The sequence below is a fragment of the Bradyrhizobium sp. A5 genome, from assembly GCF_042076515.1.
Lineage (GTDB): Bacteria > Pseudomonadota > Alphaproteobacteria > Rhizobiales > Xanthobacteraceae > Bradyrhizobium > Bradyrhizobium cosmicum.
The window spans coordinates 6601944-6614418 of sequence record NZ_CP148990.1; the positions used below are offsets into that span (position 1 = coordinate 6601944).

11 protein-coding genes are annotated in these 12475 nt (G+C 63.0%); 5 read left to right on the top strand and 6 right to left on the bottom strand.

Translation table 11 applies throughout. The features are described from left to right. Positions 1-6: 6 nt before the first annotated feature. Positions 7-1443, bottom strand: a complete 1437-nt coding sequence (locus WHZ77_RS31220; protein ID WP_375311442.1) for a TadE/TadG family type IV pilus assembly protein — start codon at positions 1441-1443, stop codon at positions 7-9. A gap of 379 nt (positions 1444-1822) precedes the next feature. Here WHZ77_RS31220 and WHZ77_RS31225 point away from each other — a divergent pair, with 379 nt between their 5' ends. Next, the gene (locus tag WHZ77_RS31225) at positions 1823-3118 is read left to right on the top strand and encodes a hemolysin family protein (RefSeq protein WP_375311443.1); all 1296 of its coding nucleotides are present in this window, start codon (positions 1823-1825) and stop codon (positions 3116-3118) included. A 28-nt stretch (positions 3119-3146) separates the two neighbouring features. Here WHZ77_RS31225 and WHZ77_RS31230 read toward each other — a convergent pair whose 3' ends face one another. From WHZ77_RS31230 to WHZ77_RS31240, 3 genes are all read right to left on the bottom strand, one after another. After that, positions 3147-3386, bottom strand: a complete 240-nt coding sequence (locus WHZ77_RS31230) for a PilZ domain-containing protein (RefSeq protein ID WP_375311444.1) — start codon at positions 3384-3386, stop codon at positions 3147-3149. 108 nt (positions 3387-3494) lie between these two features. Next, positions 3495-5207, bottom strand: a complete 1713-nt coding sequence (locus tag WHZ77_RS31235; RefSeq protein WP_375311445.1) for an FMN-binding glutamate synthase family protein — start codon at positions 5205-5207, stop codon at positions 3495-3497. A 218-nt stretch (positions 5208-5425) separates the two neighbouring features. Further along, entirely contained in the window at positions 5426-6199 is a 774-nt protein-coding gene (locus WHZ77_RS31240) for a ferredoxin--NADP reductase (RefSeq protein ID WP_375311446.1), read from the bottom strand. Between the two features lie 356 nt (positions 6200-6555). Between WHZ77_RS31240 and WHZ77_RS31245 the strand changes: the two genes are divergently transcribed. Next, on the top strand, positions 6556-7368 hold the full coding sequence (locus tag WHZ77_RS31245) for a RimK family alpha-L-glutamate ligase (protein ID WP_375311447.1): 813 nt from the start codon (positions 6556-6558) through the stop codon (positions 7366-7368). Positions 7369-7527: 159 nt separating this feature from the next. Here the strand turns inward: WHZ77_RS31245 and WHZ77_RS31250 are convergent, their stop codons facing one another. Continuing rightward, the gene (locus tag WHZ77_RS31250) at positions 7528-8454 is read right to left on the bottom strand and encodes an amino acid ABC transporter substrate-binding protein (RefSeq protein ID WP_375311448.1); all 927 of its coding nucleotides are present in this window, start codon (positions 8452-8454) and stop codon (positions 7528-7530) included. 9 nt (positions 8455-8463) lie between these two features. After that, positions 8464-9762 carry a dicarboxylate/amino acid:cation symporter gene (locus WHZ77_RS31255; RefSeq protein WP_375311449.1) on the bottom strand — a complete coding sequence of 433 codons (1299 nt, stop codon included), beginning with the start codon at positions 9760-9762 and terminating at the stop codon, positions 8464-8466. 210 nt (positions 9763-9972) lie between these two features. Between WHZ77_RS31255 and WHZ77_RS31260 the strand changes: the two genes are divergently transcribed. The 3 genes from WHZ77_RS31260 to WHZ77_RS31270 all read left to right on the top strand — a co-directional run bounded on the left by WHZ77_RS31260 (position 9973) and on the right by WHZ77_RS31270 (position 12294). Further along, entirely contained in the window at positions 9973-10974 is a 1002-nt protein-coding gene (locus WHZ77_RS31260) for an NADP-dependent oxidoreductase (protein ID WP_375311450.1), read from the top strand. Between the two features lie 152 nt (positions 10975-11126). Further along, positions 11127-11966: a cysteine rich repeat-containing protein gene (locus WHZ77_RS31265; RefSeq protein WP_375311451.1), complete on the top strand. Its 840-nt coding sequence runs from the start codon at positions 11127-11129 to the stop codon at positions 11964-11966. A gap of 112 nt (positions 11967-12078) precedes the next feature. Further along, positions 12079-12294, top strand: coding sequence for a hypothetical protein (locus tag WHZ77_RS31270; protein WP_014439337.1), 216 nt, complete (start codon positions 12079-12081; stop codon positions 12292-12294). The last annotated feature ends 181 nt before the right edge of the window (positions 12295-12475 follow it).

A 12475-nucleotide genomic window follows, 5' to 3' on the forward strand; every position in this document is an offset into this window, starting at 1 on the left:
GGCTTCCTACTGCACCAGGTTGGCTGTGCTTGACGCGACCTTGATGAAGAGATCCGTCAGCGCATCGGGAATTTTGTCGCTGGATTGAACGTGGTTGTAGAAGCCGGGCGAGGCGCACGCCTGGAGGTTTTTCGCGATCGTGCCGCTCGCGGGATCAGGCTGGTCGTACTTGTCGATCCAGCTCATGTACCATTGATCCGTTTTCTGGATACCGGTGGCGGAATTGGCGATGAGCTGCACGTACTCGGTGTAGAGGATCGCGATCTTGATGCCCCGATTCTTGATGGTCGTGCATGCCGCCGTGTCGAGCGGCTGCTGGCATCGCTTGTAGGACGCGAGACTCGCGTTGGGACATCCTGCAGCGCTGGTGACGATCTTGTCCTCGACGCCGTCAGTGACGAGGAAGATGACTTCCTGCGGCGTGTCTCCCGCCGCGTTGCTGCCCAGCCCGGGAGCAGGCATGAGGCCGTTGACGCTTGAAAGCGCGCCAGCGATATCGGTGCCATAGTCGGTGGTGGGATTGGTCGCACTGGACGAAGAGCAGCCCGAATAGACGCAGTTCTGGTAATAGACCGGCATCAACGCGATGTTTGAGACCTTGGTTCCGGCGGTGCTCGGAGTGGTCAGCGTCGCCAAGGTGTTCAAACCTACGTCGAACGTGTAGAGCGCCGCCTTGTAGGTCGTATTGTTCAACGTCGCCATGCACTGCATCACGCCGCCGGTAACGCCCGCTTGCGGGCAATTCGACCACGAATTCAGCAGCTGATTGACGGCAGTCGTCACGAGATCGATTCGCAGGTTGATGTTGTTAGCTCGTGCGATCGCGAGATTGTCCTTGGTGCCGCCGTCGTGAGCGATGTTGGTTTCATGACAGGCGAAGCCGCAGTTCTGCGAAGACGTCGCCGACTGGTATTTGGAAGCGGTGTACGTGATGAGTTTGCTGATGTCATTCGCGGTCGCGCCAATCCCCATAGACGGCGAGTCGTCCAGGAGCAGGTAGAAATTCATGTTGGGCGCGCTCGAGGCCTTCGCGGTCGCGGAGCCCGAGATCTGCCACGTCTGCTTGCCAAGAACGTTCGGGAAGTTATTCACCGACTGAGCGGTATAGGAAACCGTGATCGTTCGCGCGAGCCCGGAATCGACGACATTGACGGTCGGGGTCGGAGTCGCCGACAGCCCCGGAAGATTGGCCTTCGTGGCGAACACGGCCGCAGCCGTCGCCTTGACGATCGTGTTGTCACTCTGCGTCAGCATCGCCGGCCTGACGGCCGCGATGGCTGCCGCATCGGCGGCCGCGTTCAATTGCTCTCGCTGGCGCAAGGCCAGCGTGTAGTCGAGCGCCATCCCCAGCAGAAATATGATAGGGACCAGCATCAGCGCGAAGATGATGGCGACGTTGGCCTTCCGGTTTTGCAGGAAACGAAGCACTAAGCCGCGGAGCATTTGACCTTCACCCTGATTGCCGTCGCTGCGGCCGAGACCATTTACTGGTGCCTTGCGACCGGAGGAGACCACAGGTTTCGCAGCCGATCGCTCGCTCTTTACGGGGGCAAATATGGCTATCGCGCCTTAATCAACGCTTACGCGCGTTCCATAAACACGGACTGCGACGGATCGAGATGTGTCACATTGAGAAAGCATCATTAACGCCGCTTAAACAGGTTCGCCGAGATTGACCCTCAGGGGATCAAATCCCGAAAATTCGAACGAGAGCCCAAGCTGCGACAATTTTGGTCGGAGCCGGGCAAATCGCGCCTGGAGTTCCTATATAAGGGACTCGGTCCGGCGTCCGCCGGGCCTGACATCCTCTTTCCTGCACACAATGTTGTCCGTCGAACTCATCATCGTCGTCGTCCTGATCGTCATCAACGGCCTGTTATCCATGTCGGAGCTGGCCGTGGTCTCGTCCCGCCCGGCCCGGCTGTCGCTGCTTGCCGCCAAGGGCGTGCGCGGCGCCGAGCGGGCGCTGAAGCTAGCGGCCGATCCCGGAAAGTTCCTCTCGACGGTACAGATCGGCATCACCCTGGTCGGCGTGCTTTCGGGCGCGTTCTCCGGCGCGACGCTCGGCCAGCGGCTGACGCTATGGCTGGTCGAGGCCGGTCTCTCCGCCGGCGTTGCCGACATCGTCGGCGTCGGCATCGTGGTCACGCTCATCACCTACGCCACGCTGATCGTCGGCGAGCTGGTGCCGAAACAGGTGGCGCTACGCGATCCCGAGAGCGTCGCGGTGAAGGTTGCGCCGGCGATGCACGTGCTTGCGAAGGTATCGCTGCCGCTCGTCTTCCTGCTCGATCTCTCCGGCAAGCTGATCCTCAGGCTGCTCGGCCGCGGCGGCAAGGCCGAGGAGAAGGTGTCGGAGGATGAGATCCATCATCTCGTCACCGAGGCGGAGAATGCAGGCGTGCTCGAGCCCGGCGAGAAGGAGATGATCGCGGGCGTGATGCGGCTCGGCGACCGGCCGGTCGGCGCCGTCATGACGCCGCGCACGGAGGTCCACGAGATCGACCTGAATGATGCGCCGGAAGCCATTCAGGAGATCATCGCAAAGAGCCCGCATTCGCGCTTTCCCGTCTCCGACGGCGACCGCGACAAGCCGATCGGCGTACTGCAGGCCAAGGACCTGCTGATCGCCTATATGAACGAACGCGCGCCGGATCTGCGCGCGCTGGTGCGCGAGGCGCCCGGCATTCCAGCGTCGGCCGACGCTCGCGACGTGCTGGCGATCCTGAGATCTGCGCCGGTTCACATCGGGTTCGTCTACGACGAATACGGTGCCTTCGAAGGCATGGTGACGGCCGCGGACATCCTCGAATCGATCGTCGGCGCCTTCCATTCGGAGCAAGGACCGCCGGAGCCGGCCTATGTCAGGCGCGGCGACGACTCGCTGCTGGTCTCCGGCTGGATGCCGGTCGACGAGTTCGGCGAGTTGCTCGGCATCGAGCTGCCGCCGCACCGCTACAACACGGTGGCCGGCCTCGTGCTGCAACAGTTCAACGCGCTGCCTGACATCGGCGATGCCTTCGACTTCGGCGGCTGGCACATCGAGGTGATCGATCTCGACGGGCGGCGGATCGACAAGATTCTGGCAAGCCGGACGGGTGAAGTCGAGACGGGGTGAGCCCCAGCTTCGCGTCGAACGCAGAGCCTCACCCGAACTTCACGCCGATGCGCCTTTCCTTGCGCCAGACCACAGTGCAGGCGAGATGCGTTCCGTCCGCCTGGATGATGAGGGTGAAGTGTTCGGGGATGCCGACGGGGCTGCTGACGTCGAGAGCGGCGCCGGTGCCGGAAAAATTGCGGACGGTGCAGTCGATCGCGCCGCCGCCGAACTCGATGGTTCCGGCCTTCAGCACACGATGCCTGGCTCTATCGCGTCGCTCGTCCATCGGGCCAATTTACACCCGAAGCTGACATAGACGTTAAAACACGACTCCGATCCCCGATGAATTGTCGCCGCCGCAAAATGCGACGGTATCATGCGGTGGAACGGCGCCTCAGAGCGCCGGCTGGAACGTCTCCGCCTGCGCAATCCGCCAGGCGTCACGGAACCGGGGATCCTCGGTGCCTTCCAGCAATTCTCCGGGCCGCAATGCCGGATAGAGCTGCGCGAAGGATTTCACGTCGGTCGTCGAGGTCCGCTGGCTGAAGTGAATCGGGCGCAGCTGCTGCGGATGTTCGAGGCCGGCCGCGGCGATCAGCTCGGTCAGCGAATGCAGCGTGGCGTGGTGATAATTGTGCACGCGGTCGATCTTGAGCGGCACGTAGAGCGCGCGTGCGCGGGTCGGGTCCTGCGTCGCGACCCCGGTCGGGCAGCGGTCGGTGTGGCAGCTCAGCGACTGGATGCAGCCGAGCGAGAACATGAAACCGCGCGCCGAATTGCAATAGTCGGCGCCGATCGCCATCGCGCGCGCCATGTCGAAGGCCGTGGCGATCTTGCCGGACGCGCCGATCTTGATGCGGTCGCGTGCGTTGATGCCGATCAGCGCGTTGTGCACGAAGCTGACGCCCTCGCGCATCGGCATGCCCAGATGGTCCATGAACTCCAGCGGTGCGGCGCCGGTGCCACCCTCATTGCCGTCGACAACGATGAAGTCCGGATAGATGCCGGTCTGCAGCATAGCCTTGCAGATCGCCAGGAATTCCCAGGGATGGCCGATGCACAGCTTGAAGCCGGCCGGCTTGCCGCCGGAGAGCTTTCGCATCTCGGCAACGAACTGCATCATGCCAACGGGCGTCGAGAAGGCGCGGTGCGAAGCCGGCGAGATGCAGTCCTCGCCCATCGCGACGCCGCGGATCTTCGAAATCTCCTCCGAGACTTTCGCGGCCGGCAGCACGCCGCCATGGCCGGGCTTGGCGCCCTGGCTGATCTTGAGCTCGACCATCTTGATCTGGTCCTGGGCGGCAACGCGCGCGAATGCCTCCGGATCGAAAGTGCCGTCGTGATGCCGGCAACCGAAATAGCCCGAGCCGATCTCCCAGATGATGTCGCCGCCCATCTCGGCGTGATACGGACTGAAGCCGCCCTCGCCGGTGTCGTGCGCAAAGCCGCCCTTTTTCGCGCCGGCATTCAGCGCACGCACGGCGTTCGGGCTCAGCGCGCCGAAACTCATGGCGGAGATGTTGAACACCGAGGCCGAATAGGGCTTCTGGCAGTCGGGCCCACCGATGGTGATGCGGAATTTTTCTTCGGCATGGCTCTTCGGCGACACCGAGTGATTCATCCACTCGTAACCCTCGCGGTAGACATCCTCCTGGGTACCGAAGGGGCGCTTGTCGAGCTCCATCTTGGCGCGCTGATAGACCACCGCGCGGGTGTCGCGCGAGAACGGCATGCCGTCCTTCTCGCTCTCGAAGAAATACTGCCGCATCTCGGGCCGGATCTCTTCGAGCAGAAAGCGGATATGCGCCGAGATCGGATAGTTGCGCAGCACCGCGTGGCTCTTTTGCAGGAGATCGCGCACACCGAGCAAGGTGAGCGCGGCAAAGATCAGGATCGGGACCAGCAGAATGTCGAAGATCTTGCGGTCGGCGACGCCGATGCCGATCAGGAGCGCGGTGACGACCGCACAGATCGTCAGCACGATGAAACGTGGCGAGAATGGCAGAAGCAGGGTTTCCATGATCCCCTCTTCCGCGAGCGACAGGCGCTTGGGAGATAAGGGGTCGGGAGCTTCCTGCGGTTTGTTGTCTTCGGCCACGATTCCCATCCTCTCGCCAGCATGAGGCGGTACGATACGCCTGCGCCAATCATACGGATATGACGCGGCCCTTGTTTCAGGCTAGCGAATTCGGCCGAGGCAAATCAATCAGCCGGATGGGCGGATTTTGCAGTGCAGCAGAGGCGATGGGGCTATGGGAGCGGACTTCAGCGATTCCCGGGCCAGAAAATGCAGACCCGGGACCCTGCGAGCTTGGCGAACGCCGATCAGCGCTCGACGAACGCCTTCTCGATCACGAAGTGGCCGGGCTTGTTGCCGGAGCCCTCGATGAAATCGCGGCCTTCGAACATCACCTTGAGCTCTTCGAGCATCGCCGGGCTGCCGCACATCATCACGCGGTCGGTGGCGATGTCGAGCGGGCCCTGGCCGATGTCGTTGAAGATCTGCTCGGAGTTGATGAGGTCGGTGATTCGGCCGCGATTGCGGAACGGCTCGCGGGTCACGGTCGGATAATAGATGAGCTTGTCCGCCAGCAGCTCCCCGAACAGCTCGTCCTCGCGCAAGGTCGCGACGAGCTTCTCGCCATAGGCGAGCTCGGAGACCTGACGGCAGCCATGCACCAGAACGATGCTCTCGAACTGATCGTAGACATCGGGGTCCTTGATCAGGCTGGCGAACGGCGCGAGGCCCGTGCCGGTCGAGAGCAGCATCAGCCGCTTGCCGGGAATGAGATTGTCGGTGATCAGCGTGCCGGTCGCCTTGCGGCCGACCAGGATGGTGTCACCTTCCTTGATCTTCTGGAGGCGCGAGGTGAGCGGGCCGTCCTGAACCTTGATCGAGAAGAACTCGAGCTCTTCCTCGTGGTTGGCGCTCGCCATGCTGTAGGCGCGCAGCAGCGGACGGCCGTCGATCTCGAGGCCGATCATCGCGAACTGGCCGTTCTGGAAGCGGAAGCCGGTGTCGCGCGTGGCGCGGAAGCTGAACAACGTGTCGGTCCAGTGCTGGACGGAAAGAACCTTCTCTCGGTAAAACGCGCTCATGATTTTCGATATTCCGAATATTTGCGGTTTTAGAACAACAGCGTTGCATTGAAGCGAGGCGGGCACCACTTGCCATGGCGGAGGATTTCTCAGGCGTGATCTACGCCATTGAGACCAATAATCAACCTCGTTTCGGGTGCAATTGATGCCGATCAAACCGGCATTTGCGGCGGAATTGGCAGGATCATTAACGGATCTGCTGTCAGGCCCGCATCAAGGGTAATTTCTTTCCCCTGAATGGCTCGAGCGCAGCACTTAATTTCCGTGGCGCTCGCGAGAATTTCATTAAGAATAGCTCTGGTTTTCACCCAGACATGGCGCCGTTTCCCGCATTTTTGCGGCCTTTGGCGCCAGGAATGATCAGGCAAATGAGCGGCGAGCGGATCTTCGTCCAGGCGATCAGGCACTATTGTGCGAACCACGGCATCGCCGTCGATGTCCGCGCCGGTGGCTGGCTGATCGCGATGCGCCGGGGGGCAGCGCGCCATTTCGCCTTCGGCTATGACATCGGCCTCAACAGTGCCATCGCGCATCGCCTCGCCAACGACAAATCTGCCACCGCCGAGGTGCTGATGCTGGAAGGCGTGCCCTGCATTCACCATCAACTCTTCCTCAACCCGAAGCTGGGCGAGACTATTGTTGGCGCCGGCTGGCGAGATGCCATGCTCGTGCTGCTGCACGACAATCCGCAAGGCGTGGTGGTGAAACCGAACGAGGGAACGTCGGGACGATCCGTCTTGATGGCGACGACGGAGGCCGAACTCGACCACGCGGCTGGCGAGGTCTTTTCGATGAGTGCGGGGCTCGTGATCTCGCCCTATGTCGCGATCGAGCAAGAGGTACGCGTGATCCTGCTCGATGGCGTGCCACTCGTCGTCTACAGCAAGCAGCGCGGCTCGGATTGGCGGCACAATCTCGATGCCGGCGCACAGCCGGTGCTGGTGGAGGACGGCGAGGTTCGCACTGCCTGCGTGACACTCGCGATCGACGCCGCGGGCGCCATCGGCATCACCTTTGCGTCGATCGACCTGGTGCGCGTCGATGGCGCGTGGCAGGTGTTAGAAATCAATTCCGGCGTGATGACGGAGGCGCTGGCAAAGCTGCATCCGGAGCTGGTGCAGGCGACGTATGGCGCGGCGCTGGATCGGGTGTTTGGGGATCCCCGCTAGCGCTGATCTATGACCGTCACCCTGAGGTGGCCGCTTCTTCAGCGGCCCTCGAAGGGCGACAGCCCGGCTGTAGCTGCAGCCCGGCCGTTCATCCTTCGAGGCTCCCGGCGCGATGCTTTGCATCGCGCCGGGAGCACCTCAGGATGACGGGATCGAGAGCTAATTATTTGCGCCAGCAGAATCGTCCATCGCCTTGAACGCTTCCTCCAATTGCAGCGAGATCGGCACGTTCAGGCGTTCGCCGGTCGGAAGTCGCGCGGTGAACCATTTGTTATAGAGGGGCACGAGGTCGCGGTTGGAGCCGAGCTTGCGGAAGCTGCGCTCGACCACGGCCGAGAGTTGCGGCTCGCCCTTACGGAACATGATGCCGTAGGGGTCGTAGGACAGATAATCGCCGGTGACGCGGAACTTGTCCTGCGCCTTGTGGCGCGCGATCAGGCCGGAGAGCAGGATATCGTCGGTCGCGAACGCATCGGCCTTGCCGTCTACGAGCATCTGGTACGACTGTTCGTGATCGGGTGAGGCCACGATGTTGAGGCCGAGCGAGGATTTCCTGTCGGCCGCCTGGATCGCCTGCTCGTTGGTGGTGCCCTTCGTCACCACGATGGTCTTGCCCTTCAGGTCGGACAGCGACTCGACGCTCGACGCCTTCGGCACCATCAGCTTGGTGCCGGCGACGAACATCAGCGGCGAGAACGCGACGCGCTTGCCGCGCTCGGCATTGGCCGTGGTCGAGCCGCACTCCAGGTCGATCTTGTTCTGGAGCACCGCGTCGATGCGGTCGTCCGAGGTGACCTTGACGTAGTCGATCTTCAGATTGGGGTCGTCGACCTCGACGCCGATCTCCTCGACGATGGCCTCGCAGAGTTCGAGGCTGTAGCCGATCGGGCGGCCCGACTGGTCGAGGAACGAGAACGGCGGCGAGCTCTCGCGATAGCCGAGCCGCACGAGATGCGCTTTCTTGATGGCCGACAGCGTCGGGCTGAGCCCTTCGCCGCCGGTCTGGGCGGAAGCCGCGGTCGCGAGCAACGATGCCGCGAGCCACAGGCAGCCACCGATCACTGACCTTGCCAGTGTCTGGCCCATGACGTGCCCCTAACCATGGCCGGCCATGGCGGGCACCTCGCCGGGGATCATGTCTTCCGGCACGGCATCGCCTGGTCCCATCGCATGCTCGGGCCCGAGTTCGCCTTCCCACTTCGCGACCACGGAGGTCGCCAGCGTGTTGCCGATGACGTTGGTAGCGCTTCGGCCCATGTCGAGGAAGGTGTCGATGCCCATGATCATGAGCAGGCCCGCCTCGGGAATGTTGAACTGCGCCAACGTCGAGGCGATCACGACGAGAGAGGCGCGCGGCACGCCCGCGACGCCCTTCGAGGTGATCATCAAGGTCGCCAGCATCGCGAGCTGGGTGCCGAGCGACATCTCGATGTGATAGGTCTGCGCAATGAAGATGCTCGCGAAGGTGCAGTACATCATCGTGCCGTCGAGGTTGAAGGAATAGCCGAGCGGCAGCACGAAGCTCGAGATCCGCGACGAAGCGCCGAAGCGGTTGAGTCCCTCCAGCGTCTTCGGATAGGCCGCCTCCGAGCTCGCGGTCGAGAACGCGATCATCAGCGGCTCGCGGATCAGCTTCAGCAGATGGGCGTAGCGTGGGCCGATGACGACGAAGCCGACGATGACAAGAATGCCCCACAGCAGCGCGAGCGAGAGATAGAAGCCGCCCATGAACACGATGAGCTTCCAGAGCACCAGCAGGCCGTTCTTGGCGACGGTCGCGGTGATGGCGGCCCAGACCGCGAGCGGCGCGAACAGCATCACATAGCTCGTCACCTTGAGCATGATGTGGCCGATATCGTCGATCAGCGCCAGGATCGGCTTGGAGCGCTCGGGCATCGCGCCCATCGCCACCGAGAAGAACACGGCGAAGATCACGATCTGGAGGATCTCGTTCTGCGCCATCGCGTCCGCGATCGAGGTCGGAATCAAATGGGTCAGGAATTTCTCGATCGAGAAGGCCGAGACCGGCAGGCCGGTCGATTGCGCCTTGTCAGGCAGCGTGCCGGGGAAGTTCGCGCCGGGCTGAAGCAGATTGACCATCACGAGGCCCAGCATCAGCGAGACGAAGGAGGCGCTGACGAACCAGCCCATGGTCTTGGCGAAGATGCGGCCGAGCTTGGAGCCCGAGCCCATATGGGCGATGCCGCCGACCAGGGTCGCGAACACCAGGGGCGCGATGATCATCTTGATCAGGCGCAAGAACATCATGGCGATCAGGTTGATGGAGGAGGCCCAGTCGGCGCGCGTATCGGGCAGGAAGTTGTAGATCGCCGAGCCCATGATGATGCCGAGCACCATCGCCGCCAGAATGTATTGCGTAAACCTGTTCGACATCGATGACCCCCACATACGCCGGCGCTTCATAGTGTCGCAGATATGACAGCTGCGCAACACGCTTGGCGTGCAGTCGCTTTGTCCCGATGTTCCCATTGTGAAACTGGAGGCGCCGATCTAGCCTTCATGCAGCGCACAACGAATGCGGCTTGCACGTTTTGTTTGCGGCGGCTGCATCAATAATCGTCAAACAAGCGAAGAGGAGACGCCATGAGCGGCAGCATCAATCGCCAGATTCTTCTGGTGGAAAAGCCCAGCGGCAAGCTCGGCCCTGAACATTTCAAGATGGTCGACGGCACGATGCCGGAGCCGAAGGACGGCGAGGCCCTGCTGCGGGTGCGTTACATCTCGCTCGATGCGGCCAACCGTGCCTGGATGCATGGCGCGACTTATCGGTCCGCGGTCGAAGCCAACAGCGTAATGGCCGGCGGCGCCATCGCCGAGGTCATCAGCTCGAAGGCACCGGAGCTCGCCGCCGGCGACATCGTGTTCGGCGACACCGGCTGGCAGGAATATGCGGCGGTGCCGGCGAAGCATCTTACCAGCATGCCGAAGCTCGAACCGATGACGCATCTGCTCAGCGTGTTCGGCATCGCCGGCCTCACCGCCTATTTCGGCCTGCTCGAGATCGGCAAGCCAAAACAGGGTGAGACGGTCGTGGTCTCCGCGGCCGCGGGCTCGGTCGGCTCGATCGTCGGACAGATCGCCAGGATCAAGGGGTGCCGCGTGGTCGGCATCGCCGGCGGCGCCGACAAATGCAACTGGCTGACCTCCGAACTCGGCTTCGATGCCGCGGTCGACTACAAGGACGGCGCCGTGTTCAAGGCGCTGCGCGCAGCAGCGCCTAAGGGCATCGACGTCTATTTCGACAATGTCGGCGGCGACATCCTCGAAGCCTGCCTGCCGCAGATGAACAATTACGGCCGCATCGCCTGCTGCGGCGCGATCTCGCAGTATGACGGCGCGCCCTCCCCGCACGGCCCGCGCGGCGTGCCCGGCCTGATCGTGGTGAAGCGGCTGATCATGCAAGGTTTCATCGTGATGGACTACATGAAGGAAAGCCAGCGCGCGCTCGCCGATCTCCAGACCTGGGTGAAATCCGGCAAGCTGAAGGTGCAGGAAGACATCATCGATGGCTTGGAGAACACGCCGAAGGCGCTGATCGGATTGCTTGCGGGCGAGAACCGCGGCAAGCGCATGATCAGGCTCTGACGATGTCAGTGTCTCAACTGCAGAGGTAATATCTACTTGCGGTAGAGGCCAAAGCGGCCAAAGATAACGTCGCGAGGCATTGCTCGCGACGATTGCGATTGCATCATATTGATAAAGCGCCGGGCTTACCCGGCAGGGCAGGATTCACTCGGATGTTCAACACGTTGAAATATGTTTCGACGCGCGGCGCATTGTTGGCGGCGGCGTTCTTCGCAACTGCAACAAGCGCATTCGCGCAAGCGCCGACCGATGCGCAGAAGAGCGCGATGCGGTCCGCATGCCGCTCGGACTTCATGGCACACTGCTCGAGCGTCACGCCTGGCGGCGTGGAGGCGTATCAATGTCTGCAGAAGAACATGTCCAGCCTGTCATCGGGATGCCAGACCGCGGTTCGCGCGGTCGAGCCTGCAGCCGCTCCAAAGACAGAGGCCGCTCCCGCTGCACCGAAGACCGAAGCTGCCCCCAAGGCGGAGCCGGCGCCTGCCGCGCCGAAGGTTGAAGCCACCCCCGCCGCGAAGCCGGCCGCCGCACCGGCGCCGAAGGCGGCTGCAGCCAAGCAGCCGACAAGCGCGCAGGCCGCCGCGGTGAAGAGCGCATGCCGCGCCGATTATCCCAAGGTGTGCGCCAGCGTGCCGCCGGGCGGCGCGCCCGCGCTCGAATGCCTGGAGAAGAACAAGGCGAAGGTTTCGCCGGCCTGCGAGAAGGCCGTGACCGCCGCAGCCGGTGGCGGCGGTGCAGCAGCGACGACAGCGCCCGCGGGCGCAGCTCCCGCAGCAGCAGCACCGGCGACCGCGCCAACCGTGATCGTTCTGCGGCCGCTGCGGCCGCGCGAAGAGCTGTTCATCGTCCGCTCGGCGTGCAGTGCCGACATCCGTACACTGTGCGCCGGCGTGGCGCCGGGCGGCGGCCGCATCGTGCAATGCGTTGCCAGCAACGCCGCCTCGCTGTCGCCCGCCTGCAAGGACGTGCTGGCGCCGTTCGCAGTGCGATAGGCGGCGCGCATCAACACACATAGCGGCGCGCGTGAATGAATTTTCGCGCGCCGGCTGCGATAAACCTTTTGCCGATATCCGATTTCAATCACGACAAGACCGGGAGAAGAACATGCGTGCATTGCTGCTCATCGCTTCCGCGCTCCTTGCCTTCGGGGCGACCATGACGTTCGAAGCCACCGATGCCAACGCGGTGGTGTGCGCGCGCGGCGTCTATCGCGCTGGCTGCGCCGGACCGAACGCGGCCGTCGTGGTCCGCAAGCCGGTTCCGGCGGTCCGCTGCACCAGGGTGCTGGTGAACGGCGTCTACGTGAAGCGCTGCGTGTGATGCGCCGATAGCCAAGCCGTCGCGGTTTGACTATGCTTCGCAACGTCACTGCTTCGGGTGCGCGCCTGACGCGCGTCCGGAGGTGAGCTTCGGCGCGCCTTGCCTTGCCCATAATTCCGCTGGCGCGGGACGCCGGAGCCCATTAGTCTACCCTTAGATAGTAAGTATACTGTCAATTAGG